Consider the following 26707-nt stretch of genomic DNA (forward strand, 5'->3'; position numbering starts at 1 on the left):
CCCCCGTAACTCGTCGTCACCGTGGGTAGTTGACGCGGCATGCACGACGTACGCACCGTGAGGGCGCCCAGCATGCTGCGGCTCGCGACCGCCTCGCTCGCCGGGACGGCCATCGAGTTCTACGACTTCTTCGTCTACGGCACGGCCGCGGCTCTCGTCCTGGGGCCGCTGTTCTTCCCGACCTTCTCCCCGGTCGCGGGGACGCTGGCCGCCTTCGGGACGTTCGGCGTGGGGTTCGTGGCGCGGCCTCTCGGGTCGGTGCTGTTCGGGCACATCGGGGACCGGCGCGGCAGACGGCCGGTCCTCGTCGCCTCGCTGCTGCTGACCGGCGCCTCGACCGTCGCGGTCGGCTGCGTGCCGACGTACGACAGCATCGGGGTGGCCGCCCCCGTCCTGCTGCTGGTGCTGCGCTTTCTCCAGGGGCTGGGCCTCGGCGGGGAATGGGGCGGCGCGGTGCTGCTGACGGCCGAGCACGCCCCGGCCGAGCGGCGCGGGCTGTGGTCGAGCTTCCCGCAGGTGGGCCCCGCGGTGGGCTTCGTGCTGGCCAACGGTGTGACGCTGGTGCTGGCGGCCTCGCTGTCCGAGGCGCAGTTCGCGCAGTGGGGCTGGCGGGTGCCCTTCTGGGCGGCCGGGGTGCTGGCCGTGGTGGGTCTGTGGCTGCGCTCCTCGCTCGCCGAGAGCCCCAGCTTCCTCGAACTCGACGACCACGCGCGCGTGCCGCTCGCCGAGGTGGTGCGTGGGCACTGGCGGCTCGTCCTGCTGACGGCGGGCGGCCTGGCCGTCGGGTACGCGATCTTCTACGCCGTGACGACCTGGTCCCTCGCGTACGCCACCGAGCGGCTCGGCGTGAGCCGTACCGTCATGCTGGCCTGCATCATGGCCGCGGTGGTGGTGAAGGGGGCGCTGACGCCGGTGGCGGCCCTGCTGGGCGACCGGTACGGGCGGCGGCCGATGTGCCTGGCCGGCTGCTCGGCGGCCGTTGTGTGGATGTTCCCGATGGTCGCGCTGCTGTCCACCGGGGAGCCGCTGCTGATGTTCGCCGGGATCCTGGGCGCGTTGCTGGCGTTCATCACGATGTTCGCGATCGTCGCGGCGTATCTGCCGGAGCTGTACGAACCCCGGGTGCGGTGCACGGGCGCGGCGGTCGGCTACAACCTCGGCGGGGTGCTCGGTGGCGCCCTCACCCCGATCGTGGCCACGGCCCTGGCCGAGCAGGGCGGGCGGGTGCCGTGGGGCGTGGCCGCGTATCTGACGGCCGTCGCGCTGCTCAGCCTGGGCTGCTTCGCGCTGCTGCCGGAGACGCGGCCGGCGCGGGTGAAGGCGGTGCGCGCGGAGGCGGCGGCGGGCTGAGACGCCGTGGGCCGGAGCCGTCGCGCGTTCCTACGGGCTGCTGGTCGGCCTAGGGGTGATCGTCGGCCCACGGGTGATCGTCAACCTAAGGGTTGATCGCCAGTTCCAGGTACGCCGCGAAGATCACCAGATGCACGCCGCCCTGAAGCGGTGTCGCCCGGCCCGGTACGACCGTCAGCGAGCCCACCACGATGGTCAGGGTCAGCAGCACCATGTGGATGGCGCTGAGGCCGAGGACGAGCGGGCCGGAGAGCCAGAGCGTGGCCAGCGCGACCGCCGGGATGGTCAGGCCGATGCTGGCCATGGCGGAGCCGAGGGCGAGGTTGAGGCTGGTCTGGACGCGGTCCCGGCGGGCGGAGCGCAGTGCGGCGATGGTCTCGGGCAGCAGCACCAGCATCGCGATGATCACGCCCACGACTGCCTGGTGCAGCCCGGCCGCCTCCACCCCGTCCTCGATGGTCGGTGACACGCCCTTGGCGAGCCCGACCACTCCGACCAGGGCCAGGCCGAGCAGCCCGAGGCTGATCAGCGCGGTGCGGGAGGAGGGCGCGGAGGCGTGGTCCTCGGCGGTGATCACCTCTCCCTGGCGGGTGATCGGCAGGAAGTAGTCGCGATGGCGCACGGTCTGGGTCGCCACGAACAGTCCGTAGAGGATCAGCGACGACAGCGCGGCGAAGGTCAGTTGGACGGTGGAGAACTCGGGGCCGGGTTTGCTCGTGGTGAAGGTCGGCAGCACCAGGCTGAGCGTGGCCAGCGTCGCGACGGTCGCCAGGGCGGCGCCCGTGCCCTCGGAGTTGAACACGGCGGTGCCGTGGCGCAGCGAGGACACCAGCAGACAGATGCCGACGATGCCGTTGCAAGTGATCATCACGGCGGCGAAGACGGTGTCTCTGGCCAGAGTGGCGCTCTTGTCGCCGCCGTCGGCCATCAAGGTGACGATGAGGGCCACCTCGATGATCGTCACAGCGACGGCCAGCACCAGTGAGCCGAAGGGTTCACCGACGCGGTGGGCGACCACTTCGGCGTGGTGGACGGCCGCCAGTACGGCACCGGCCAGGACCACTGTCACCACCGCCACGACCGCGCCGGGCAGATCACGGCCCCAGGTGAAGACCAGGAGGACCACCGCGAGCACCGGCACGAGCGACGTCCAGAGAGTGACGAGCGACCGGAGCCTGGCGATCATGCGGTGATCCTCCCAGAGGTGGACGGGCCCCGCATTTCAGGCCGGATGGGGTGGCCGTCCGAGGGACGCGGCGGTGTGCGCGGCCCGCTGTGCGCGTCTTTACCCGAGGTCGCGCGCGTCCAGCAGGTCGCAGTTGACGAAGCGGCGGTTGGAGGCGAGTGCACCCATTTGTTCGGCGAGTTTGGTGGTCTCGGGGTCTTCGCTGTTGCGCATGGCCTCCTCGTATGAGTCGAACTCGACGAGGAGGTAGTGGCGGTGCGCGTTGTCGCGGTCCTTCAGGAGCATGCGGCGGGTCGGGCCGCCCTTCTTGTCACCCCTGTGCCGCGCGGCCTCTTCGAGCAGCTGCTCCATCTCGTCCAGGCGCTCGGTCTCGAAGTCGATGATCTGTACGAACTTCATGGGTGCCTCCAGGCGGCCACGGCGTCCCCGGGTCAGGGAACACGCACGGCACCCAAACAAACACCGGGAGGGGCGCTCGGCAACGCGACACGGCTCCCTCCCGGTGCTGGTTCTTCGTACGTCGGACGCGGTCAGGCCTCGACGCTGTCCTTCGCAGCGCCTTCGCCCTCGGCGCGCGCCGCCTCGGCCGCCGCCTGCTTCCTCGTCGCCATCAGACTGGTGACGGTGGTGACGATCAGGACGGCGCAGATCACCCCGAGCGAGACGGGAATGCTGATCTCCGGGACATGGACGCCGGACTCGTGCAGGGCGTGCAGCACGAGTTTGACGCCGATGAAGCCCAGGATGATCGACAGGCCGTACGACAGGTGGACCAGCTTCTTCAGCAGGCCGCCGATGAGGAAGTACAGCTGCCGCAGACCCATCAGGGCGAACGCGTTGGCGGTGAAGACGATGTACGGGTCCTGCGTGAGACCGAAGATCGCGGGGATCGAGTCGAGCGCGAACAGGACGTCGGTGGTGCCGATGGCGAGCATCACGACCAGCATCGGGGTCATGACGCGCTTGCCGTTCTGCTGGATCCACAGCTTGGTGCCGTGGTAGCGGTCGGCGACACCGAACCTGCGCTCGGCCGCCTTCAGCAGCTTGCTCTCCTCGTACTCCTCGTCGTTCTCCTCGGCACGGGCCTCCTGGATGAGCTTCCAGGCCGTCCAGATGAGGAAGGCGCCGAAGAGGTAGAACACCCACGCGAAGCTGGCGAGGATCGCGGCTCCGGCGGCGATGAAGATCGCGCGCAGGACCAGGGCTATGAGGACACCGACCAGCAGCACCCGCTGCTGGTACTGCGAGGGCACCGCGAACTTCGCCATGATCAGGACGAAGACGAAGAGGTTGTCGACGCTGAGCGACTTCTCGGTGATGTAGCCCGCGAAGAACTCGCCGGCCGGCTGGCCTCCGCCGAAGATCAGCAGGCCGACACCGAAGAGGCCGGCCAGGACGATCCAGACGACCGTCCAGATTCCGGCTTCCTTGACGGACACGTCATGGGGTTTGCGGCCGATGAAGAAATCGACCGCGATAAGGGCCGCGAGACCCACGATTGTCAGGACCCACAGGGTCACGGAAACATCCACTGCGCCTCCGGCAGTACGTAACGGCAAACAAGTCAGTCAGCGTCGTCGCTGCCGGAGGTCTCTTCCACCCGGGAGCACCGTGCGGGCTCGGGCCGACGCCCCGGGATCTGGCCTGATCCGTATTGACGGGGTCGCCGCAGTTGGCAGGGAGTACTCCCCTCCGTGCGGAAGAGAGTACCCCAATCACCAAGGAAAGGTAAAGAGAGAGGTAAAGGGAAGGGTAAATGCGCTGGTCAGCAGGCCTTTACTCGTGCTTGGTCAATCAGCGGTTCAGTTCACGCCGGGCCGCGGCGACCTGGGTGAGCACCTGAGGGAGGACCTGGCTGCCCGGCGGCACGAGCGGGGGCTCGTAGGTCCAGCAGTGCCCCACCCAGGGGTCGGCGAGGTGGTCGTCGGCCACCGGGGTCAGTCGCAGCAGCGAACGCCACAGCGGGTCCAGCAACGGGCCGTAGGCCGAGGCGTCCTCACGGTCGGCGACCATCATCAGATGGACGCCCACGGCCGGGCCCTCGTCCGCGAGATAGCGCAGCTGGTTGACGGCACGGTCGTCGAAGCCGTGCGGGAAATCGTTGACCACCAGCAGTTGCTGCGAGGTGTCGAACCCGGGCGGAAGCGCGTCGGACGCACCGCCGCGCACGGCCATCTGCACCAGGTCCACCCGCTGGGTCAGCCGGGCCAGCGCCTCGGTGACCCCGGCGGCGCCGTGCGCGGGCGGGCTCGCCAGCACACCGGTCTGCACGAGCGGAGCGAGCGCCTGGGCGCCCGAGCCCGCGGGGTCGATGACATGCACGGTGAACTCGCCCGCCGGATGCACCGCGAGCAGCCGCGCGGCATGCGCCACGGCCGTCTCCATGCCGAGCCGCCGCCGGTCGTGGGAGTCCGTGAAGGTGCCGTCCGTCGATCCCGTGCGCCCGCTGTCGATCCACAGGCCGCGCTCCAGCGGCAGCCGGACCAGCATCGGGATGCGCAGCTCGGCGCACTCGGGCAGATGGAGCTCGCCCAGGCGCACCGCCATCGGCATCTCCATCGGGACCCGGTAGGCGTGCCACACCGGGTTGTCCCAGCGGGCGTAGGGGGCCGGCAGCGCGGGCTCGACGACGTCCGCCTCGGCCGTCAGCTGCGCGACGTCCCTCTCGAGGGACTGCCGAGCCTGGTCGATCAGCTGGTCGCGCTTGGCCTGCGCGGCCTCCCGCGCGGCATCGCCCTGTCCGCCGATCCGGGCGCGCGGGTCGGACAGCACCTGGTCGAGTTCCTTCTCCATACGGGAGTCGGCGAAGTCGACGGCGCTGCGGTAGGACGCCGCGGTGCGGGCGAGGTCCTCGAACATGCCCCACACCTGGTTGTACAGCCGCTCGTCCATCGACCAGCCGCTCGCGTCGCCCGCCACCGGCGTCGCGGGCTGCCCCGGCCGGGCCGGGGGCGCGGCCGGCGGGGGCGGCGGCGGAGCCGCGTTCTGCCTGCGGGGATGGCTGTAGTCGACGGGGCCGCCGGAGCCGGGCGCGGCGGACTGGGTGACGGAGGAGGAGTCGGCGGAGTCCGGTCCGCCGGTGAAGCTCGTCGGCTGCGGGGTGTCCGGCAGCGGCGTCTGCCCCGTCTGTGGGGTACCGGGCAGGGGCACCTGGCCCGTCTGCGGGCTCGCGCCGCCGTACGACGCCCCGGTCTGCGGGCTCGTCCCGCCGTACGAGGAGCCGCTCTGGTCCGGGCCCAGCGCGGGGGCGGCGGTCTGCCGGGAGCGGTCGGCGTCCGCGGTGCGCGGCGGGGGCGCGGCCACGGAGCGGGCCATGCCCTGCGTCACGGCCTCGTTGATCCCGCTCGCGAGCTGCTGCGCCTCGGCCAGACCCTGGTCGGCGAGGAGCTCGGCGAGGCCGCCCGCGTACCCCTGGCCGATGGCGCGCACCTTCCACGCGCCCTGTCTGCGGTACAGCTCCAGGGCGACGACGGAGGACTCGGCCTCGAGGCCGGTGATGGTGTAGCTGGCGACCTCGGTGCCGTCGAGGCCGGTGACGGCGACGAAGGGGGCGGCCACGGCGCCGAAGCTGGCCGGGCCTCCGACACCTGTCGGCAGGGCGAGCAGCACACTGATCCGGTGCACGCTGTCCGGCATGGCGTCCAGGTCGACCGCCAGACGGTGGTCGGCGGCAGCCTGCCGGGAGACCTCCAGGCCCGGCAGCGTGGGCGCGCCGGGGTGGGCCACCCACTCGACGCCGTGCACGGTGCCGTGCTCGTCGCTGAGGGTGGCCCCGGCCACGATCGGCTTGCCGGCCGAGACCCGGATCTCTAGTCGGGTCTGGGAGAGCGGGTGGTTCTGCCCCCGCACCAGCTCGGCCGTCATCGCCTTCGTCCCCCTGTGTCGCTCTTGATGGTGTCGTGTTCCGCTCGCCGCGCGGGTCTTACAGAACCGGCAGGATGGCCGGCATCAGGTCCTGGAAGGTGCGGCCGTTGGCCGCCGAGCCCAGGGCCGTCATCGTCCAGCCGCCGCCGGTGCGGTGCACCTTGGCCATGATCTGGGCGGTGTAGGCGCCGCCGCCGGCGAGGGTGTAGCGGGCCAGCTCCTGGCCGTTGCTCTCGTCGACGAGACGGCAGAACGCGTTCTGCACCTCCTGGAACGTCTGGCCCGTGAAGGAGTTCACGGTGAAGACGATCTGGTCGATGTGGACCGGGACGCGCTGGAGGTCGACGAGGATGGCCTCGTCGTCGCCGCCCTGGCCGACGCCACCGACGAGGTTGTCACCGGTGTGGCGTACGGAGCCGTCGTCGCTCACCAGGTGGCGGAAGAAGACGACGTCGACCGGCTGCTTGTCGGCGAACAGGACCGCGGAGGCGTCGAGGTCGATCTCGCGGGTCCGCGAGCCGAACAGGCCACGGCGGGGCGCCGCCTGCCAGCCGAGACCCATGCGCACCGCGCTCAGGCTGCCGCCGTCGTTCTTCTGCAGACTGATGGCCTGACCCTTGGTCATGTTGACGGTCACGCGCTGATTCCCCTCTCGAACTTCCCCTGTTGCCGCGAAGTACGCGGCTGACCGAAACCCTACGCACGCGCACCTGCGCTGCCGAACCCGGGACCGTACTTTGTGTCGGTCTTGCAACACAGCACGGACGACAAGGCGGCTCGGGCGCCGACCCGAGTGACGGGCGGCGCCCCGAGGGCCCCGTCAGGCGAGGCCAGCCTCCTTCATCTGGCGCAGTTCCTTCTTCATCTCGGACACCTCGTCCCGCAGGCGTGCCGCGATCTCGAACTGGAGGTCGGCCGCGGCGGCGCGCATCCGCGCGGTCAGTTCCTCGATCTGCTCGGTGAGTTCCGCGGCGGGCCGGTCCGTCGGCACGGTCTCCTTCGCCTTGCCCTTGGCGGACTTGGCCGGTTTCGCGCCCTTGGCCGCCTTGTCGCCGAGGGAGGGCACCGGCGCCTTGGTTCCGCGGCCGTCCTTCTTGGCCCGGTAGCCCGTGCCGAGCAGCTGCTCGGTGTCGACGTCCTCGCGGGCGATCTGCGCGACGATGTCGTTGATCTTCTTGCGCAGCGGCTGCGGGTCGATGCCGTTCGCCTTGTTGTACGCGATCTGCTTCTCCCGGCGGCGGTTGGTCTCGTCGATGGCCTTCTCCATCGCCGGGGTGATCTTGTCGGCGTACATGTGGACCTGGCCGGAGACATTGCGCGCCGCGCGGCCGATGGTCTGGATCAGCGAGGTGCCCGACCGCAGGAAGCCCTCCTTGTCGGCGTCGAGGATCGCCACCAGGGACACCTCGGGCAGGTCCAGGCCCTCGCGCAGCAGGTTGATGCCGACCAGCACGTCGTACTCGCCACTGCGCAGCTCGCGCAGCAGCTCGACGCGGCGCAGGGTGTCGACGTCGCTGTGCAGGTAGCGCACCTGGATGCCCAGTTCCAGGAAGTAGGCGGTGAGGTCCTCGGCCATCTTCTTGGTGAGCGTGGTGACGAGGACGCGCTCGTCCTTCTCGACCCGGCCGCGGATCTCGTGCACCAGGTCGTCGATCTGTCCCTCGGTGGGCTTGACGACGACCTCGGGGTCGACCAGACCGGTCGGGCGGATGATCTGCTCGACGACACCGTCCGAGCGGGACATCTCGTAGGTGCCGGGCGTCGCCGACAGGTACACGGTCTGGTCGATGCGCTTCTGGAACTCCTCCCACTTCAGGGGGCGGTTGTCCAGGGCGGAGGGCAGCCGGAAGCCGTGCTCGACGAGGGTGCGCTTGCGGGAGGCGTCGCCCTCGTACATGGCGCCGATCTGCGGCACCGTCACATGGGACTCGTCGATGACGAGCAGGAAGTCTTCCGGGAAGTAGTCCAGCAGGGTGTTCGGCGGGGAACCCGGCTCGCGGCCGTCGAAGTGCATCGAGTAGTTCTCCACGCCCGAGCAGGTGCCGATCTGGCGGAGCATCTCGATGTCGTAGCTGGTGCGCATCCGCAGGCGCTGGGCCTCCAGGAGCTTGCCCTGCTTCTCCAGCTCGGAGAGGCGCTCGCCGAGCTCCTTCTCGATGTCGTTGACGGCCCGCTCCATGCGCTCGGGGCCGGCGACGTAGTGCGAGGCCGGGAAGACGTACAGCTGCTGGTCGTCGCTGATGATCTCGCCGGTGAGCGGGTGCAGGGTGGACAGGGCCTCGATCTCGTCGCCGAACATCTCGATCCGTACGGCGAGCTCCTCGTAGACCGGGAAGATCTCGATGGTGTCGCCGCGCACCCGGAAGGTGCCCCGGGTGAACGCCATGTCGTTGCGCGTGTACTGGATGTCCACGAAGCGGCGCAGCAGCTCGTCGCGGTCGAGCTCGTCGCCCACGCGAAGCGGGACCATGCGGTCGACGTACTCCTGGGGCGTGCCGAGGCCGTAGATGCAGGACACCGAGGCGACCACCACGACGTCACGGCGGGTGAGCAGCGAGTTGGTCGCGGAGTGCCGCAGGCGCTCGACCTCCTCGTTGATCGAGGAGTCCTTCTCGATGTAGGTGTCCGACTGCGGGACGTAGGCCTCGGGCTGGTAGTAGTCGTAGTACGAGACGAAGTATTCGACCGCGTTGTTCGGGAGCAGCTCGCGGAACTCGTTCGCCAGCTGGGCGGCCAGCGTCTTGTTCGGCGCCATCACCAGGGTGGGGCGCTGGAGCTTCTCGATCATCCACGCGGTGGTGGCGGACTTGCCGGTGCCGGTCGCGCCCAGCAGGACGACGTCCTTCTCACCGGCCTCGATGCGCTTGGCCAGGTCGGCGATGGCCGTCGGCTGGTCGCCGTTGGGCTGGTAGGGGCTGACGACCTCAATGGGCGCCACCGTGCGTTCGATGTGGGAAACGGGCCGCATGGGATCCACCGTACGACCCGCCACTGACAACGGGGCCGGCTATCGGTTCTGCGGGGCCCGTGCGCTTCGGGTGAGGCGGCGCGCGGAGGCGGGTTCGGCGGGGGCGTGGGCGGGCACGCCGGGCTTCGGTTCCGCGCGGGGCCGGTCCTGTCTGCCGGTGACGATCAGGGGGTCGAACAGCACGACGACTCCGGCGAGGCCGAGGAAGGCAAGGGGTCCGATCAGCATCGGGGCGAGCAGGGCGGCGGGCGAGTCACCGGCGGACGGGTCGGCCGTTCCGTGCAGGTGGACGCTGAGCGCGGCCATGCCCGTGTAGTGCATGCCGCTGACGGCGAGTCCCATGACGAGGCTGGCGCCGACGCTCCAGGCGAAACCTCGCACCTGTCCCGCGGCCCACAGGGCGGCGGTGGCGGCGGCCATGGCGATCACGACCGACGCGGCGACGGTGAGGGTGTTGTACTGGAGCTTTCCGTCGAGGCGCAGTCCGGCCATACCCAGGTAGTGCATGGAGGCGACGCCGAGCCCGGTGATCGTGCCGCCGGTGAACAGGGCCGCGCCGCGGGCGCCCTTGTAGCCGACGATGAAGATCCCGACCCCCACCATGACGATGGCGACGCCGAGGCTGGCGTATGTGGTGGGCCGGTCGTAGTGGACCGGGACCTCGTCGACGGTGAAGCCCATCATGGCGATGAAGTGCATGGTCCATATGCCGGAGCCGATGGCGGCGGAGCCCAGGGCGAGCCATCCGGGGCGCCAGGACTCGACCAGCATCGATCTTGTGGTGCAGCGCAGACCCAGGGCACCGCCGAGGCAGGCCATCAGATAGGCCACCACCGGGGTGACCAGCCCGTAGCTGAATCCGTCGACCGTGCCCTGCATGCGCGGTTGCCCTTCCGCCCTGTGCGTCCCGCAACGCCCTGTTATCCGCCCCTCCCGAAACCGCTCGGGCGGTCAGGTCGAGTGCAGAGAGTATGACCTCCACTGGAACGCTCGAACGATTTTCCGGTAAAGAAACACAACCCCGCCCCACTTGTGCGGCCCAGGTGAGCGACCGGAGACGCCCGCCGGCGTGCCCGATGCGGCTGGCGTGCCCGGTGCCGCCGACCTGCCCGGTGCCGCCGACCTGCCCGGTGCCGCCGGCCGCGAGAACGCCTGATCACCGGACGTTGTCAGTGGCGGGCCGTACGGTGGTCGCATGAACAGCCATGGGCAGGGCGAGCAGCAGGTCGTGTGGGCCGTCGTCGGCACCGACATCGGTCCGCTGCTCCTCGCGGCGACCCGCGAGGGCCTGGTCAACGTCGTCTTCCACGCCACCGATCCGGTGCGCGACACGGCGCTGGAGCGGCTGAGATCGCGCCTGGGCACCGACCCGGTGGAGGACCCCGGTTCCCCGCTGCTGGCCGAGGCGATATCCCAGGTCGAGGCCTACTTCTCCGGCCGGCGCCACGGCTTCGAGCTGCCGCTGGACTGGTCGCTGATCTCCGGCTTCAACCGGCAGGTGCTGCGCGAGCTGGCCGCCGGTGTGCCGTACGGGGCGGTCGTCGGCTACGGCGACCTCGCCCGGCGCGTCGGCCAGCCGGGCGCGGCGCAGGCCGTGGGGGTCGCGATGGGTTCCAACCCGCTGCCGGTGGTGGTGCCCTGCCACCGGGTCGTGGAGAGCGACGGCGGCATCGGCGGGTTCGGCGGAGGTCTGGAGACGAAGCGCAAGCTGCTCGCCCTGGAGGGTGTGCTGCCCGAGCCGCTGTTCTGAGGCGGCCGGCCCGAGCCTCTTGATCGTGAGGGTTTGACCGGCAGCGCCGCCCGCCAGAGATGAGGGGAGACCCGACAGACAGGAGGCAGGCGCGTGCTGGTGGTGTCCGAAGAGGTGCGGGAAGCGGTCGAGACGCGTCGCCCGGTGGTGGCTCTGGAATCCACGATCATCGCGCACGGGCTTCCGCGCCCGCGCAATCTCGAGGTGGCGCTGGAGCTGGAGGCCGCTGTCCGGCGCGAGGGAGCCGTGCCGGCGACGATCGCGGTCCTGGACGGCCGGCCCCTGGTCGGCCTGGACAAGCAGCAGCTGGAACGCGTCGCCAACGAGGACGGCATCCGCAAGCTGGGCCACCGCGACCTGCCGCTGGCCGTGGCGTCCGGGGCGAGCGGCGCGACGACCGTGTCGGCGACCTCCGCGCTGGCGGCTCTGGCCGGGGTGCGGGTGTTCGCGACGGGCGGGCTCGGCGGTGTGCACCGGGAGTGGACGGTGACGCAGGACGAGTCGGCCGACCTGGGCCTGCTGGCGCGTACCCGGATCACGGTGGTGTGCGCGGGGGTGAAGTCGATCCTGGACGTGCCGGCGACCTTGCAGCGGCTGGAGACGCTCGGTGTCGCCGTGGCCGGATACGGCACGGACCGCTTCCCCGGCTTCTATCTGTCCGACTCGGGACATCCGGTGGAGTGGCGGCTGGACAGTCCCGGGGAGGTCGCGGGGGTGATGCGGGCGCAGGACGCGCTCGGCGCGGCCGAGTCGGCGCTGATCGTCGCCAACCCGGTGCCGGAGGCGGAGCAGCTCGACCCGGAGTTGCACGCGCGGGTGCTTGCCGACGCCCTGCGCGCATGCGAGGCGGAGGGGATCAGCGGTCAGGCGGTCACTCCGTTCCTGCTCGACCATCTCGTCCGGCACACCGACGGTGCCTCGCTGAGCGCCAATCTCGCGGCGGTGCGCGGCAATGTGCGTCTGGCCGCGCGGATCGCGGCGGCCTGGGCCGGGGAGTGACCGGAGCCCTGGGCGGGGCGCTGCTGGTGGCGGGCGACGTGATCACGGACGTCGTCGCCCGGCATCGCGGCCCGCTCGACGCGGGCACCGACACGGCGGCGGCGATCAGCCTGGTGCCGGGCGGCGCGGGCGCAAATGTCGCCTGCTGGGCCGCGCACCGGGGATGCCCGGACGTGCGGATGCTGGGGCGGGTCGGCGCGGACTCCGCGGCCTGGCACGAGCGGGAACTGGAGGCCTACGGCGTACGGCCGCTCCTCGTCGTCGATCCGACGGAGCCGACCGGGACCGTGGTGTGCCTGGTGGACGCCGAGGCGTCCGCGGAGCGCACCTTCCTCACCGACAGCGGCGCCTCCCTGCGGCTCGGTCCCGAGGACTGGCGGGACTCGCTGCTGGACGGTGTCGCGTGGCTGCATCTGTCGGGGTACCTGCTGTTCTCCGAGCCGAGCCGGGCCCTCGTGACCAGGGCGGTCGGGTCGGCCCGCGCGCGCGGGGTGCCGGTGAGCCTCGATCCGGCCTCGTCGGGGTTTCTGAAGGGCCTGGGCGTGGACCGTTTCCTGGCTCTCGTCGAGGGGGTGGACGTCCTGCTGCCCAGCCGGGACGAGGCGTGTCTGCTGACCGGTCTGGCGGACGCCCGGGACGCGGCGGCCGAGCTCAGCCGCCGCGTCCCGCTGGTCGTCGCCAAACAGGGCGCGGCCGGTGCGGTGGTGGCGCGGTCGGGCGTCGTACGCGCCCGCGTCCCCGCCGTACCCGCGACGCCTCGCGACACAACCGGCGCGGGCGACGCCTTCACCGGCGGGTTCCTCGCCGCGCTGCTCAGGGGTGCCGAGCCCGAGGAGGCCGCGGCGGAGGGGGCACGGGCGGGGGCTGCGGCGGTGGAGCGGATAGGGGGCCGACCGCCCGGGCGCACGGGGGCCGAGGGGCGGGAGTAGGCCTGGCGGGCCCGGGTGGCCGGGCTGTGCGGCGCCCGGCGTGGGTCCGGTGTGTCAGGCGGACCGGACCGGCACGGGGGTGTGGTGGCCGGCATCGGTCCGGGTGTGGGCAGGTCCGCCGTGCGCGGGTGGGGCGCGGGTACGTGGTCGCCGTGGTGAGCGCCGCCGCCACGGTCCGCCCGCCGCGGGTGGGAGCGCGGGTCTGCCGGGTCGGCTATGCCTTGCGGCCCCAGGCCGAGATGAGGGTGGGGGCGGCCAGGTCCATCTCGCCGGTGGAGATGTGGGACAGATGGCGGTCGATGTCGGCGTCGGTGGCCAGGTTCAGGGCGACGAGCCGGCCGCGGACCTGGCGGATCGTCGCCGATTCGAGTGCCGCGCAGGCCGGGGAGGTGACGGGGAAACCGGCGTCGGCCTCCACCTGACGCAGACCGGCCTCGCGCAGCAGACGCGGCAGGGTGCGGCCGTGGGCGAGGTCGACCCCGTGGTGGGCCAGCAGGGAACGCACGCCCTGCCGCAGCCGGTTCGCCAACTGCTGCTCCGGGCCGGACTCGTCGGGGCAGAGCAGCGGTTGCAGGGTGGCGTCGGTGTCCTCCACCAGCAGGCGTCCGCCGGGCCGCAGCGCTTTGACGATGGAACGCAACGCCCGTTCCCGATCGGGCACCCGGCCGAGCACCAGCCGGGCGTGGATCAGGTCGAACCCCTCCCCCGGCGGCTCCTGCGCGGCGATGTCGTGCACCCGCAGCTCGACCGGCGGCCGGGCCGGGGAGTCGGACCAGGAGAGGTCGGTGGCGGTCGCCATGACCTTGCCGGTGGGGCCGACCTTCTTCGCGAGCCAGGAGACCACGCTCGGGCCGGACGCGCCGCTCTCCCAGCAGCGCCAGCCGGGGCCGACGCCGAACCCTTCGAAGTGCCGGAACGTCACGGGGTCGAACAGCGCGGCGAAGGCCGCGCGCCACTCCGCCACCTCGGCCCGTCGGCGCGCGAGCTCGTCCCGCCGGGGGTCGGGGGTGGCCGCACGCGGCTCCCGGGAGTCGCGCGGGGCGAGATGACCGAGAAGTTCGGCCGGCTGCTCGGGCTGGGGGGCGGGTTGTGGGCTGTGGTCGCGATGACCGAGGCCGTCGAGCAGATGTCCGTCGGTTTGCGTCATACCACGATCATCCCAGTTGTCCGGGTTGTCGGACTGTGGCGACGCTCGGGGAGGGCCGGATGTCCACCACCGCGCCCGCGTGCCGGCCTCCGGCAGGACGGCGTCCGGCACGAACCGGACCATGCGGGGTACACGCCCGTTGCCCGTCCCCCACCGACCTCTTTCCCCTCCTCACCCGTCGTCCACAGGCTGGAACCAAGTGGAATCCGTGCTACCCACAGCCTCACCCGCTCCCGGTTGCTTCCTGGCAAACTGGCGCGACAAGGCGCGGGAAGGCGGCGCAGGAAGAACCACGCAAGGAGCCCCGATGTCCATGGCAGGGAATCTGCGGAAGGTCACGAGCCTCGGCACGGTCGACGGTCTCCGCAGAGTGGCGCGTCTGGCCCGACGGCGGCGCCGGGTCGACCTGAGCCATCCCGCCCGGTCGCCCCTGGGCTCCTCCGTGGTCAACTGCATCGCCTACGACAACGGCACCCGGGTCACCCTCGAAGGCGACCTGGCCGACATCGTGAAACGCCTGCGCAAGAGCAGCGACGGCTTCGTGTGGCTGGGGCTGCACGAGCCGACGGACCATGAGTTCGCGGGCGTGGCCGAGCTGTTCGACCTGCATCCGCTGGCCGTCGAGGACGCGATCGAGGCGCATCAGCGACCAAAGGTGGAGCGGTACGGCGACACGCTGTTCGCCGTGTTCAAGACGGTCTGCTACGTGGAGCACGAGGAGCTGACCGCCACGAGCGAGGTGGTCGACACCGGCGAGATCATGGTCTTCGTCGGCTCCGACTTCGTCGTCACGGTGCGGCACGGCCGGCACGGCTCGCTCGGACCACTGCGCGAGGAGCTGGAGTCCAGCCCCTCCCAACTGGCCAAGGGCCCGTCCGCCGTACTGCACGCGGTGGCGGACCATGTGGTCGACGAGTACCTCAATGTCATCGAGTCGGTGCAACTGGACATCGACCAGGTGGAGACGGACGTCTTCGCGGAGAACGGCGCGCGTGCCGACCCCGGCCGCATCTACCAGCTCAAGCGGGAACTGCTGGAGCTGAAGCGGGCCGTCGTCCCGCTGGGCCGTCCGCTGCTGGACCTCGCCGACCGGCCGATGCGAGCGGTCGACCCGGAGATACAGGCCTACTTCCGGGACGTCTCCGACCACCTCATACGGGCGACGGAGCAGATCGCGGCGTTCGACGAACTGCTCAACTCGATCCTCCAGGCGCATCTCGCGCAGGTGACGGTCGCGCAGAACGAGGACATGCGCAAGATCACGGCGTGGGCGGCCATCGTCGCCGTACCGACCATGGTCTGCGGGGTGTACGGCATGAACTTCGACCACATGCCGGAGCTCCACTGGCGCTACGGGTACGGCATGGTCCTCGGCGTCATAGCCGCGGCCTGTATGGCGCTCTACCGCGGCTTCCGGCGCAACGGCTGGCTCTGAGCGCGGCGACCACGCTCCGGCTCGGAGCCACGCGCAAGGGCGCCCCGCCCGGTACGGAGGACCGGACGGGGCGGGGTGGTGCGAGTCGGGTGCGGGCGGCCGGTCAGGCCTGGGCGTAGACCCGTTCCACCCAGGTCGCGATCTGGTCGTCCGACAGATGCCGGGCGAGGTCGGCTTCGCTGATCATGCCGACGAGACGCTTGTTCTCGATGACGGGGAGCCTGCGGATCTGGTGGTCCTGCATCTCCCGGATCACGTCGCCGAGGTCGGCACCCGCGTCGATCCAGCGGGGCGTGCCGTGGGCCATCTCACCGGCGGTCACCTTCGCCGGGTCACGCCCCATGGCGACACAGCCGACGACGATGTCGCGGTCGGTGAGGATGCCGCAGAGCCGGTCGTTCTGGTCGCCGATGGGCAGGGCTCCGACGTTGAGCTCGCGCATCAACTGCGCGGCGCGGTCGAGGGTCTCGTGAGCGGGGATCCACTGTGCACCGCGGTGCATGATGTCTCCGGCGGTGGTCATGAACGTACCTCCCGGGGCCGGACGGCCGGAGCGGCGCCGGACGCGCCGCTAGTCCCGGCGCCCTTCATTCTCTCCGCGCCGCCGGACGCCCGCACCCGGAGCCTGTGGCACCCCCGCCCCACCAGGGCTGGGACCAGCACCGGAACCGGCCTGGACACCTGCTCCGGCCGTGGCCAGCGGCGGCGCGCGGGTGTCGGCAGCCGTGATCGACCGGACGCGGTCGACGTGAGCCGCCGTCGCGCGCGTCAGCCGTTCCACGCCGGACGGCGTGCGTCGTCGGCCCGCACGACGACGTCCGCGACGCCGGCCGGGTCGGTCTCGTGGGTGTAGCGCTCGAAGGCGGGGAGCGTCCAGCGGTCGGCCTCGGGGGTGCGGCGGTTCAGGGCGCCGGAGGAGAGGAGGACGTGGACGGTCAGATCGAAGGGGAACCAGTTCTTCAGAAGGAGGGGTCCGTGGAACAGCAGCACCGCGCCCTGCGGGAGTCGGACGTAGGGCGTGCGGGTGGCCCGGTCGGTGACCGGGTCCCACAGGTCGGGCAGGACGCGCCCGTCACCGCCCGGTTCGAGGGGGCCGAACACCTCGCGCCAGAGGGCACTGGTGTCGAGCCAGCCGCCGTAATAGGCCTCCAGGTCCTGGTGGCCGTACTCCAGCCGGACGGACGCGGGGCGCAGGAAGCCCTCCGCGCCCACGAGGAGCGAGGGGCGACCGCGCAGGCGCAGGGCGTCCGACACGCGCTCGGCCAGGTCTCCGGGCCGAGCGGCGGGGGCGCCGTCGAAGGCGACACGCGGCCAGGGGCTGCCGTCGGCCGGTTCGAGGTCGAGCAGACGGTCGGCGAGGGCGTCTGCGAGCCGCTCCCAGGTGATCGCTTCGAGTCGCACACGGCCATGATGCCGCGCGCCCGGACCGGCCGGAGAACGGGTGCGGGCGCCTCAGGGAGAAGGTCCTGACCATGGAGTGGATCGAAGGGGGTCGAGGGGCATGAAGCGGGTATGGCCGTTCCCACAACTCACGCGCGCGGCGCAGGACTTCTCGTCGTCCAGTCCCCGAAGAGGAAGCGCTGCTCGGTGTGCCGTGGTGGGCCGCTGTCCCTGCTCGTGCTGGAGCAGGGGGCGCCCCGCTGTCTCGACTGCTGCGACCTCGGGCACCTGGTGTTCCTGCCGCGGGGCGATGCGGCGCTGACGCGCAGGGCGCGGGAGGAGAGCGGGCTGTCCGCGGTGGTGGTGCGGTTCAACCGGCGCCGGAGCCGGTACGAGCGGCAGGGCGTCCTGGTCGAGGAGGCGGCGCTCGTACGGGCCGAGGCCAGGTGTCTCGAGGACGCGGAGGCACGGCGTCGGCGCAGGGCGAGGGACGCGCGTCGGCGGTCGGCCGAGGACGCGCGCTTCGCGGAGGCGTTCGCCGGGGAGATATCGCGGCTCTTCCCGGGCTGTCCCGAGGAGCGCGCCCGCGAGATCGCCGGGCATGCCTCGCTGCGTGGCAGCGGGCGCGTGGGACGCAGTGCCGCCGGGCGGGCGTTGACCGAGAGCGCGGTGACCTCGGCGGTCGTGGCCTCGGTGCGGCATGTGGACACGCCGTACGACCAGTTGCTGATGAACGGCGTGGCGCGGCACGAGGCACGACGGCGGATCACGCCGGCCGTGGCGACGGTGTTGCGCGGGTGGCAGGAGGCGGGCATCGACTCCGCGGGGTGAGAAGGAGGGGTCGGCCCATACGGGCGGGCCCGGTCGTCGCACGCGCGGACGGACACGGACGAGGGAGGGTGCCGAGCCCGGACGCGGAGCGCCGCTGGACGCTCGCGTATGCCGTCGCGTCCCTCGCCCATGGCTCGCGGGGCCTCCACGGCATTGACTGAAGGTGACGGCAGGCACGACGGCCCGGTGCTCACCGGGGCAGGGACGGGAACGGGGTGCGGTGATGATCGAGGGCGTGTACTTCTGGCTGACGGTGCTGGGGGTCCTGGGGACGGGGCTCGTGGCGGGGGCGTTCTGCGCCTTCTCTACGTTCGTGATGCGGGGGCTGGCCGGGCTTCCTGCGGCGCAGGGGGTGGCGGCGATGAACTCGATCAACAGGGCGGCGCCCAGACCGGCGTTCATGAGCGTGTTCATCGGGTCGGCCGTGCTCTGCGCGGTGCTGGCGGTGATGACGTTCGTGGAGTGGCCGCGGGAGGGGAGGGTCGAGTTGCTGGCGGGGTGCGCGCTGTATCTGTTCGGGTCGTTCGGGGTGACCGTCGCGGCGAACGTGCCGCGCAACGACGCCCTGCTGCGACTGGAGCCGGGCACCCCTGAGGCGGACGCGTACTGGCCGGTGTATGTGCGCGAGTGGACGCTGTGGAACCACGTGCGGCTGGTCGCCTCCTCGGCGGCCGCGGTGCTGTTCGTCCTCGGCATATCCTGACCGCTCCGTCCGCCCGGAAAGCGCTGTCACAGCTGCTCCCGCGGGCGCCGTCCACCCCTCTGCAGACCGGACGAATGGGACGTATCGTGGCCCAAGGAGTGCCGTCGAACGGGGCACGGCCGGTCGTACGCGCAGGCAAGGATGACGGCCATGGCAGATCCCAAGGGGTTCATGACGACACCTCGCCGGGAGTGGCCCCGGCGGCCGGTGGAGGAGCGCGTCCGGGACTGGGACGAGGTGTACGTCCCCGGGGCGATGCTGCCGATCGTCGGCGGGCAGGCGGACCGGTGCATGGACTGCGGGATCCCGTTCTGCCACGAGGCGTGTCCGCTGGGGAATCTGATCCCCGAGTGGAACGACCTGGTCGCGCGCGACGACTGGCGGGCGGCCGCGAACCGGCTGCATGCGACGAACAACTTCCCGGAGTTCACCGGGAGGTTGTGCCCGGCACCGTGCGAGGCGGGGTGCGTGCTGGCGATCAACCAGCCGGCGGTGACGATCAAGAACGTGGAGTGCGCGATAGCCGACCGGGCCTGGGAGGAGGGGTTCGCGCCTCCTCGGCCGCCGGACCGGCTGTCCGGGAAGACGGTGGCGGTGATCGGGTCGGGGCCCACGGGACTCGCCGCGGCACAGCAGTTGACCCGGGCCGGGCACACGGTCGTGGTGTACGAGAAGGACGACCGGATCGGGGGGCTGATGCGATACGGCATCCCCGAGTTCAAGATGGAGAAGCGCCATCTGGAGCGGCGGTTGGCGCAGATGAGGGAGGAGGGCACGCGGTTCCGTGCCTCGACGGCGGTGGGGCGGGACGTCGGCGCCGCCGAGCTGCGGGCGCGCCATGACGCGGTCGTCGTCGCGACCGGCGCCACCGCCTGGCGGGAACTGCACGTTCCCGGGAGAGAGTTGGCCGGCATCCATCAGGCGATGGAGTATCTGCCGCTGGCCAACCGGGTGTGTGAGGGCGATCTGGAGCGGTCGCCGATGTCGGCGCACGGCCGGCACGTGGTGATCGTGGGCGGCGGCGACACCGGGGCCGACTGCCTGGGGACGGCGATCCGCGAGGGAGCGGCGTCGGTGACGCAGCTGGACATCTACGCGCAGCCGGGCGAGACCCGCGACGAGGACGCCGAGCCGTGGCCGGTGTACCCGAAGCTCTACCGGCTGTCCGCCGCGCACGAGGAGGCGCGGGATCTGCGGACGGCACCGGCGGCGGACGCCGACGCGCGGTTGTTCGCGGCGTCGACCCTGCGTTTCACCGGGAACGTGGAGGGACGGGTGCGGGCGCTGCACCTGGTGGAGGTCGACGAGCGGCGCCGGCCGCTGCCGGGGACCGCGCGCGAGCTGCCCGCCGACCTGGTGCTGCTGGCACTCGGCTTCTCCGGGCCCGACCGGGAGGACGGGCTCGTCGACCAGCTCGGAATCGCGCTGGAGCCGCGCGGGACGATCACCCGGGACGCGGACTTCGCGACGAACGTGCCGGGCGTGTTCGCGGCCGGGGACGCGGCACGGGGACAGTCGCTGATCGTCTGGGCGATCGCGGAGGGCAGGGCAGTGGCGGCTGCGGTCGACCGCCGTCTGACCGGGAGTTCGCGGCTGCCGGCGCCCGTGTCGCCGTTCGACCGTCCGATGTCGGTGTGAGAGAGGCCCGGCCACGCGTGCGCCGTCGGGCGGTGTGAGGAACTCGGCGCGTCGGCCGCGCGGGGGCCGTCCGGCTGGGCGAGGAACTCGGCGATCATCGTGATCGACCCTCGGTATCGTCCATGTGTATGACGGATTCGTGGGTCAATGCGGCAGAGCGCATCGGTGCCGATCTGCATCTGGAGCTGTCGGGCCCGGGCGGGCGGCGGGCGGCGTTGATCACGGCGTTGCGGGAGGCGGTGCGCGGGGGACGGCTGGCGCCGGGGACGCGGTTGCCGCCGTACCGGTCGCTGGCGGCCGACCTCGGGGTCGCTCGCAACACAGTGGCCGACGCGTATGCCGAGCTGGTCGCCGAAGGATGGCTGACGGCCCGGCAGGGTTCGGGCACGCGGGTGGCCGACCGGGCCGAGCCGGTGCCGCATGCCGGGCGGGCGCCCCGGAAGGCACGGGCCCGAGCGCGGGGACCACGGCACGACCTGCGGCAGGGGACGCCGGACGCGTCCGCATTCCCCCGCACCGCCTGGCAGGCCTCGTACCGGCGGGCGCTCCAGCAGGCGCCGAACGAGGTGTTCGGGCCGGGTGACCCGGCCGGGCGGATCGAGCTGCGCGAGGCCCTGGCCGAGTATCTGGCACGGGCGCGCGGGGTGCGGACGGAGCCGGGGCGGATCGTGATCTGCTCGGGGTTCGCGCACGCGCTGCGGCTGCTGTTCGGGGGCGGCGTGCTGCGCGGGCCGCTGGGGGTGGAGGCGTACGGGCTGCGTTTCCACCGGGAGCTGCTGGCGGGGGCGGGGGTGCGGACGGTTCCGCTGCCGCTGGACGAGAACGGGGCACGCGTGGAGGTGCTGGAGCGGGAGCGGGCGGTGCTGCTCACTCCGGCGCACCAGTTCCCGACGGGCGGCCCGCTGCACGCCGCGCGCCGTGCGGCGGTGATCGACTGGGCCCGGGCGCGGGGCGGGGTGGTGCTGGAGGACGACTACGACGGGGAGTTCCGCTACGACCGCAAGCCCGTAGGCGCCGTACAGGGCCTCGATCCGGACCGGGTCGTGTACATCGGCTCGGTGAGCAAGAGCCTGTCACCGGCGTTGCGACTGGGGTGGATGGTGCTGCCGGGGCATCTGGTGGAGCCGGTGCTCGCGGTGAAGGGCGAGCGGGAGGCCTGGGCGAGCGTGCTGGACCAGCTCGCGCTCGCGGATTTCCTGACCAGCGGGTCGTACGACCGCCATGTACGGCGGATGCGGCAGCGCTACCGCGGTCGGCGGGACCGGCTGATGGCGGCCCTGGCCGCGCAGGCGCCGCACATCGAGGTCACGGGGGTGGCTGCCGGGCTGCACGCGGTGCTGCGCCTGCCGCCGGGGACCGAGCCGACGACGCTGAAGGGGGCAGTGTGGCAGGGGCTCGCGCTGGACGGGCTGTCGGAGTTCCGGCATCCGGAGACGGCCATGGAGGCGATGGACGGCCTGGTGGTGGGGTACGCGACGCCGCCCGAGCACGCGTACGAGGCGGCGGTGGAGGTGTTGTGCGGGGTGCTGCCGGGGGCCGAGCCGCCGGTCGGAGACCCGGGCCGCCGCCGGGGCCTCGCCCCCTGAGCGCCGGGCCCGTCGCCGCGGGCTCCAGGACGGGCTTCCGGCCCCTGCCCGCCGAGGGGCTCTCCCCTGAGCACGGCTGAACTCCATGCCGGTCCGGATTGTACGGAATGCGACATAAAGTCGGAGTGTTGGACCGTAGGAAGTGGGATCATTTGGTCCCAGGAGGTGTTTCGTCGCCGGTGCCGTGAGACCGGACCGGCTGCGGTCGCCCCATCCTTCGTTCCGCCGTCAGGCGCGAGGCCCCGAACCCCGCGCGTCCCCCCTGTTGGCGGCCGGTCCTGGAGGGTGCCTGATGACGACTCTCGACGAAGTACACGAAGACGGTGGCCACGAAGACGGTGGGTACGACGGGAAAGGGACCCGGCACCCGCGTGGGTCGGGCGCGTCGTCGCGGGGGCACGGCCACGGGGCCGTCCCGCAGACCGTCGCGCTGGACGACCCGGCCGCGACCGACCCCGTCCTGACCGGCTCCAAGGCCGCCAGCCTCGCCCGAGCGGCCGACGCGGGCCTTCCGGTGCTGCCCGGTTTCGTCGTCCCCGCCTCCACCCGCGACGACGCCCCCGCGTTGCGTGACGCCTGGCGGGAACTCTCCGAAGGCGGCACGCGACCGCTCGTCGTCCGTTCCTCCTCCGCCCTGGAGGACACCGCCGAGTCCTCCCAGGCGGGCCGCTTCGACTCGGTGCTGGATGTACGCGGCGCGCGGGACTTCCGCGCCGCGGTGCGGGCCGTGCGGGCCTCGGCACACCTTCCCGACGGGACCGTCGCGCCGATGGCGGTGCTGGTCCAGCCGATGCTGACGGCCCAGGTGGGCGGAGTGATGTTCGGCCTGGACCCGGTCGCAGGGCGCACCGACCGACTGCTGGTCAGCGCGGTCCCGGGCGGACCGGACGCCCTCGTCAGCGGGGTACGGGCGGGGACGGACCACTGGCTCGGCCGGTGGGGCCGGCTGATACGCGTGGAGGGCGGAGCTGCCGGAGAGAGCGGAGGTGCCGGAGAGGGCGGCGCGACCGGGGAGGACGCGTCGACCACCACCCGGCGGGCGACCGACCAGGGCACGAGCACGGCCCACACCCGCCCCGCCTCCGGCCGACCGGCCGACAGCGCCGCCCCCACCAACGACACCGACGCCGGCACCAAGAGCAGCCCCGCCGCAGACACTCCGACCGAAGACACCCCCCTCCTCACCCACACCCGGCTCCGGCGCCTCGCCCGGCTCGCCCGGCGGGCACGGCGGGTGTTCGGGGGGCCGCAGGACATCGAGTTCGGGTTCGACGAGGACGGACGGCTGTGGCTGTTCCAGAGCCGTCCGGTCACGGCGATGGCGGCCCGGCCGGAACGCGGGGCACGGCTGCTGGGCCCCGGCCCCGTCGCGGAGACACTGCCCGAGCAGCTGGCGCCGCTGGAGGAGGACCTGTGGGTGGCGCCGATGGCACGCGGGCTCGCCGCCGCGCTCGACATCGGGGGCACCGCGCCACGACGGCTGCTGCGGACAGTGCCGGTGGTGTCCTCCGTCGGCGGGCGCGCGGCCGCCGACCTGCGCCTGCTGGGCGCGGCCCGTGCGCCGCACCCCTGGCTGGCGCTGCTCAACCCGGCTCCCGGCGCGCGCCGGCTGGCCGCCGCCTGGCGGGTGGGGCGTCTGACGGGGGCGCTGCCCGGCCTCGCCACGGACCTCGTCGCCGACATCGACCGCCGGCTCGCGGAGGTCCCCCGCCTCACCGAGTTGCCCGGCCCCGCGCTGGTCTCCACGCTGCGCTGGACGCGCAACGCCCTGGTCTCCCTGCACGCGCAGGAGAGCCTCGCCGGTGCGCTGCTGGACGACGCCCCCAGCAGCACCGCCGCGGGTGCCGCCCTGGCCGCGCTCGCCGACGCCCGTGCGCGGCAGGTACCCGACGACCAGATGGTGAGCGCCGAGCCGCTGGTCCTGGCCCTGACCCCGCCGAGTCTGCGTGGCAGGCCGCGGCTGCCCGCCGCACCTCGGCAGGACCGCCCGGCGCACCAGCGCGTGAACGGCACGCCGGTGCAGGGGGTCGCCGAGGGCGTCGGTCTCGTGCGGCTCCGGCACGGCCTCGCCGAGGAGTACCCGGCGACCTCCGCGCGGCCCCCCGCTCTGCCGCCGCGAGAGGCGCTGCGCTTGCGGGTCCGCTGGGTGCAGGAGCTCCAGGTGCGGCTCGTACGGGAGGGCGCGCACCGGCTGGCGGCACGCGGGCTGCTGGACGACCCAGCGCGGGCCGGTCTGCTGCGGTGGGCCGAGCTGATCACGGCCCTGGAGGGCGGCCCGCTGCCCGGTGATGTGCGCGAACGGGTGCCGAGGCCGTTGTCCGCCCCGCTGCCGGACGCGTTCCGGATCGCCCCGGACGGCTCGGTCGTCGCCGAGCCGGGGCACGGGTCCGCACGGCGCGGGGCCGACGGCACGTCCGCCGGCCGGGGCGTGTCGGGCGGGCGCGCCCTCGGCACGGCCTGGGACGGCACCGGGCCCGGCCCCGCCGACGCCGTGCTCGTCGTCCGCACCCTCGACCCCGCGCTCGCCCCGCTGCTGCCCCGGCTGACCGGGCTCGTCGCCCAGACCGGCAGCCCGCTGTCGCACCTGGCCGTCCTAGCCCGCGAGTACGGGCTGCCCGCGGTGGTCGGCGCGGCCGACGCCGTACGCAGCTTCCCACCCGGCACCCGACTCACGCTCGACGGCCGCACCGGCGAGATACACCCGGCGCCCGCCCGGGCCACGAGCCCCTCAGCCACCCAGGCCGCGAACCCTTCGGCCGCTCGGCCCGGGAACCCCTCAGCCACCCAGGCCGCCAACCCCTCCGCGGCCCGGCCCGGGAGCCTCTCCCCCACCCCGCCCCCCGAGCCGCCCTCCTCGGCCCGGGCCTCCGACGCGCCCCCCGGAGGCCCCACGTGAAGCGCCTGATGTTCGCCTTCGCCGGGCTGGCCGCGGCAGGGGCGGCGGTGTACTTCGTCGTGTACCTGTATCGCTGGCAGTGGCAGCGGGCCGTGCTGTGCGGTGTGCTGCTGCTGGTGGTGGAGGTGCTGCTGCTCGGTCTGATGCTGATGGGACGGCTGGCGCGGATCGAGGAGCGGGTACGGGACACCGACCGACGGCAGCGGGAGGCCGCCGAACGGCAGGAGGACGTGCTCGCGCGGCTGCGGCAGGGGACGCGGGAGCAGGAGGCGACGGGCGGCCGGTTCCGCTGGCTGGACGAGCCCGCCGAGCGCACGTACGTCTTCGTGCCGGTCCTGATGGTCACCGGGGTGCTGTTGTCCGGCATCGCCTGGCTGGTGCAGCGGATCGCGACGCGCGCGGCCCGCCCGGCCGAGCGGCGGGCGGCCGGGCGGCTGGCCGTGCTCGCCGCGCCGGACCCGGCGACCGGGAGCGACCTGGACGACGTACCGCCGCCGGGCGGCGCGCGGCCGAAGGGGCGGACCGCCCGGCTGGCGGTGACCGGGGTGGTCGGCTCCGCGCTGCTGGCCGCGCTGATCGTCGGCCTCGCCGATCTGACCCAGACGCGCGCGGAGCCCCACGACCCCTCCGAGGCGACCTCGGTGCTGGTGCGGCTGGATGTGCGGGACCAGAACATGACGGCGGAGCGGCGGTCGCTCGCCGCACGGCAGATGTGGGAGGGCTGCCGGGGCTCCACGTTCGTCGCCCTGCACAAGGCGACCTTCGGCAACCTCGGCGACGGCTTCTACGCCGGTGTCGTACGGCCCGCGCTCACCGAGAACGACCGGCTCCGGCTGCGCGGCTGCCTGGAGGACGCGAGCCTGGAACGGGTGCATCTGACGGTGGTGGGGATGGACGACGCCGAGGGCTACGAGCAGTGACGGGGCCGGGAAGGGCGTAGGACGGGCGTGGCGCGGTACTCGTGGCGGGTGACCGCACGCATCCCATAACGCATGAAACCCGACGAAGTCCACCCTGTGAGAGATACGTCATATCCGACTTATCGGGCATGTCGGACCGGGATACGATGCCGGAACCGCGTCCCCCCTCGGAGCCGCGTCCCCGTCCCCTAGCCCCCGGGCTCCCATGACTGTCACCACTGAGACCGCCCCCTCCCCCACCTTCACCCCCGCCGCCACTCCCGCTCCCGTCCGCCCGAAGCGCAGCGTCAAGCGCCGCGTCCTGCGGGCACTGGTCTTCACGATCGTCGGCTACGTCGCCCTGTGGGCGGTCGCCTCGCTCGGCATCCTGGCCGCGTCGAAGTGGGCACAGTCGGACATCCCGGTTCCCGCGGGCACCCCCGTGGTCCAGGGCGTGAACAACTTCCGGCCGGTCGACTCCGACGGTCATCTGTGGCGGGGAGCCGCGCCGTCCCCCGAGGGCTACCGCAATCTCGCCGAGATCGGTGTCACCACCGTCGTGGACCTGCGTGCCGAGGACCTGAGCGCGGCCCAGCTGGCCTCGCCCGAGAAGGCCGGTCTGGAGCTCGTGCGGATGCCGATCCGTGACGGCCAGACGCCGACGCAGGCCGAGGTGAAGGAATTCCTGGACATCGTGTCCTCGACCTCCGGCAAGGTCTACGTCCACTGCGGCGCCGGTGTGGGCCGTACGGGCGCGATGGCGGCCGCCTACCTGGTGCAGACCGGCGAGGCCTCCCCGGCGACGGCCGTGAAGCGCAACCTCTCGGTCGGACCGCCGTCGGTCGAGCAGATCTGGTACGGGCTGACCCTGAACAAGGACGAGGCCGAGCAGCCGCCCGTCGCCGTGGAAGCGGTCAGCCGCCTGATCGACGCCCCGCGCCGGATCATGTCGTACCTGTAGGACTTCCGGCCGACTCTCAGTACTCCCTGACCCGCAGGACTCTCTGACCTGCGATGACCCGGCTCCGACACACCGTTGCGGGGGGGGGGGGCCGGCGGGGGGGGGGGGGGGGGGGGGGGGGGGGGGGGGGGGAGGGGGGGGGGGGGGGGGGGGGGGGGGGGGGGGGGGGGGGGGGAGTGGGGGGA

The 26707-nt window shown here is 72.6% G+C and carries 22 protein-coding genes; 12 read left to right on the top strand and 10 right to left on the bottom strand.

Annotation, left to right across the window (positions count from 1 at the left end):
* Window positions 1-39: 39 nt before the first annotated feature.
* The gene (locus ACZ6SQ_RS35200) at window positions 40-1350 is read left to right on the top strand and encodes an MFS transporter (protein WP_469569496.1); all 1311 of its coding nucleotides are present in this window, start codon (window positions 40-42) and stop codon (window positions 1348-1350) included.
* An 85-nt stretch (window positions 1351-1435) separates the two neighbouring features.
* Here ACZ6SQ_RS35200 and ACZ6SQ_RS35205 read toward each other — a convergent pair whose 3' ends face one another.
* The 7 genes from ACZ6SQ_RS35205 to ACZ6SQ_RS35235 form a co-directional block, all read right to left on the bottom strand.
* Window positions 1436-2536, bottom strand: a complete 1101-nt coding sequence (locus ACZ6SQ_RS35205) for a calcium:cation antiporter (protein ID WP_469569498.1) — start codon at window positions 2534-2536, stop codon at window positions 1436-1438.
* Between the two features lie 99 nt (window positions 2537-2635).
* Window positions 2636-2935, bottom strand: a complete 300-nt coding sequence (locus tag ACZ6SQ_RS35210) for a hypothetical protein (protein WP_386386303.1) — start codon at window positions 2933-2935, stop codon at window positions 2636-2638.
* A gap of 131 nt (window positions 2936-3066) precedes the next feature.
* Window positions 3067-4068 (bottom strand): TerC family protein, encoded by a 1002-nt coding sequence (locus ACZ6SQ_RS35215; protein WP_469569501.1) that lies wholly within the window; start codon window positions 4066-4068, stop codon window positions 3067-3069.
* A gap of 262 nt (window positions 4069-4330) precedes the next feature.
* The gene (locus tag ACZ6SQ_RS35220; RefSeq protein ID WP_469569503.1) at window positions 4331-6400 is read right to left on the bottom strand and encodes a TerD family protein; all 2070 of its coding nucleotides are present in this window, start codon (window positions 6398-6400) and stop codon (window positions 4331-4333) included.
* 58 nt (window positions 6401-6458) lie between these two features.
* The gene (locus ACZ6SQ_RS35225; protein ID WP_386386309.1) at window positions 6459-7037 is read right to left on the bottom strand and encodes a TerD family protein; all 579 of its coding nucleotides are present in this window, start codon (window positions 7035-7037) and stop codon (window positions 6459-6461) included.
* A gap of 183 nt (window positions 7038-7220) precedes the next feature.
* Window positions 7221-9368: an excinuclease ABC subunit UvrB gene (gene uvrB, locus ACZ6SQ_RS35230; RefSeq protein ID WP_469569506.1), complete on the bottom strand. Its 2148-nt coding sequence runs from the start codon at window positions 9366-9368 to the stop codon at window positions 7221-7223.
* 39 nt (window positions 9369-9407) lie between these two features.
* Window positions 9408-10247, bottom strand: coding sequence for an MHYT domain-containing protein (locus ACZ6SQ_RS35235; protein ID WP_469569509.1), 840 nt, complete (start codon window positions 10245-10247; stop codon window positions 9408-9410).
* 316 nt (window positions 10248-10563) lie between these two features.
* Between ACZ6SQ_RS35235 and ACZ6SQ_RS35240 the strand changes: the two genes are divergently transcribed.
* From ACZ6SQ_RS35240 to ACZ6SQ_RS35250, 3 genes are all read left to right on the top strand, one after another.
* Window positions 10564-11118, top strand: a complete 555-nt coding sequence (locus tag ACZ6SQ_RS35240) for a methylated-DNA--[protein]-cysteine S-methyltransferase (protein ID WP_469569510.1) — start codon at window positions 10564-10566, stop codon at window positions 11116-11118.
* Between the two features lie 93 nt (window positions 11119-11211).
* Window positions 11212-12117 carry a pseudouridine-5'-phosphate glycosidase gene (locus ACZ6SQ_RS35245; RefSeq protein ID WP_469569512.1) on the top strand — a complete coding sequence of 302 codons (906 nt, stop codon included), beginning with the start codon at window positions 11212-11214 and terminating at the stop codon, window positions 12115-12117.
* Window positions 12114-13046 carry a carbohydrate kinase family protein gene (locus ACZ6SQ_RS35250; RefSeq protein ID WP_469569514.1) on the top strand — a complete coding sequence of 311 codons (933 nt, stop codon included), beginning with the start codon at window positions 12114-12116 and terminating at the stop codon, window positions 13044-13046. The genes ACZ6SQ_RS35245 and ACZ6SQ_RS35250 overlap by 4 nt, the downstream gene beginning before the upstream one ends.
* A gap of 214 nt (window positions 13047-13260) precedes the next feature.
* Here the strand turns inward: ACZ6SQ_RS35250 and ACZ6SQ_RS35255 are convergent, their stop codons facing one another.
* Window positions 13261-14193 (bottom strand): methyltransferase domain-containing protein, encoded by a 933-nt coding sequence (locus ACZ6SQ_RS35255; RefSeq protein WP_469569516.1) that lies wholly within the window; start codon window positions 14191-14193, stop codon window positions 13261-13263.
* Window positions 14194-14500: 307 nt separating this feature from the next.
* Between ACZ6SQ_RS35255 and corA the strand changes: the two genes are divergently transcribed.
* Window positions 14501-15628 carry a magnesium/cobalt transporter CorA gene (gene corA, locus ACZ6SQ_RS35260; protein WP_469569518.1) on the top strand — a complete coding sequence of 376 codons (1128 nt, stop codon included), beginning with the start codon at window positions 14501-14503 and terminating at the stop codon, window positions 15626-15628.
* Between the two features lie 103 nt (window positions 15629-15731).
* Here corA and ACZ6SQ_RS35265 read toward each other — a convergent pair whose 3' ends face one another.
* Complete coding sequence (locus ACZ6SQ_RS35265) at window positions 15732-16151, bottom strand: CBS domain-containing protein (RefSeq protein WP_386386324.1); 420 nt, start codon at window positions 16149-16151, stop codon at window positions 15732-15734.
* Window positions 16152-16396: 245 nt separating this feature from the next.
* Entirely contained in the window at window positions 16397-17029 is a 633-nt protein-coding gene (locus ACZ6SQ_RS35270) for a nucleoside/nucleotide kinase family protein (RefSeq protein WP_469569520.1), read from the bottom strand.
* Between the two features lie 111 nt (window positions 17030-17140).
* Between ACZ6SQ_RS35270 and ACZ6SQ_RS35275 the strand changes: the two genes are divergently transcribed.
* The 7 genes from ACZ6SQ_RS35275 to ACZ6SQ_RS35305 all read left to right on the top strand — a co-directional run bounded on the left by ACZ6SQ_RS35275 (window position 17141) and on the right by ACZ6SQ_RS35305 (window position 26522).
* Window positions 17141-17839 (top strand): DUF2293 domain-containing protein, encoded by a 699-nt coding sequence (locus ACZ6SQ_RS35275; RefSeq protein ID WP_469569523.1) that lies wholly within the window; start codon window positions 17141-17143, stop codon window positions 17837-17839.
* Window positions 17840-18062: 223 nt separating this feature from the next.
* A complete protein-coding gene (locus tag ACZ6SQ_RS35280) occupies window positions 18063-18542 on the top strand; it encodes an anthrone oxygenase family protein (protein WP_469569525.1) in 480 nt (159 codons plus the stop codon).
* A gap of 150 nt (window positions 18543-18692) precedes the next feature.
* Window positions 18693-20180, top strand: a complete 1488-nt coding sequence (locus ACZ6SQ_RS35285; protein WP_469569528.1) for a glutamate synthase subunit beta — start codon at window positions 18693-18695, stop codon at window positions 20178-20180.
* 128 nt (window positions 20181-20308) lie between these two features.
* A complete protein-coding gene (gene pdxR, locus ACZ6SQ_RS35290; RefSeq protein WP_469569530.1) occupies window positions 20309-21766 on the top strand; it encodes a MocR-like pyridoxine biosynthesis transcription factor PdxR in 1458 nt (485 codons plus the stop codon).
* 292 nt (window positions 21767-22058) lie between these two features.
* Window positions 22059-24662, top strand: coding sequence for a PEP/pyruvate-binding domain-containing protein (locus ACZ6SQ_RS35295; protein ID WP_469569533.1), 2604 nt, complete (start codon window positions 22059-22061; stop codon window positions 24660-24662).
* Window positions 24659-25582, top strand: a complete 924-nt coding sequence (locus ACZ6SQ_RS35300) for a hypothetical protein (protein ID WP_469569536.1) — start codon at window positions 24659-24661, stop codon at window positions 25580-25582. Before ACZ6SQ_RS35295 ends, ACZ6SQ_RS35300 begins: the two co-directional genes overlap by 4 nt.
* Before the next feature lie 205 nt (window positions 25583-25787).
* A complete protein-coding gene (locus ACZ6SQ_RS35305; protein WP_469569538.1) occupies window positions 25788-26522 on the top strand; it encodes a protein-tyrosine phosphatase family protein in 735 nt (244 codons plus the stop codon).
* Window positions 26523-26707 lie beyond the last annotated feature (185 nt).

This window comes from Streptomyces sp. NPDC048600 (assembly GCF_055587025.1).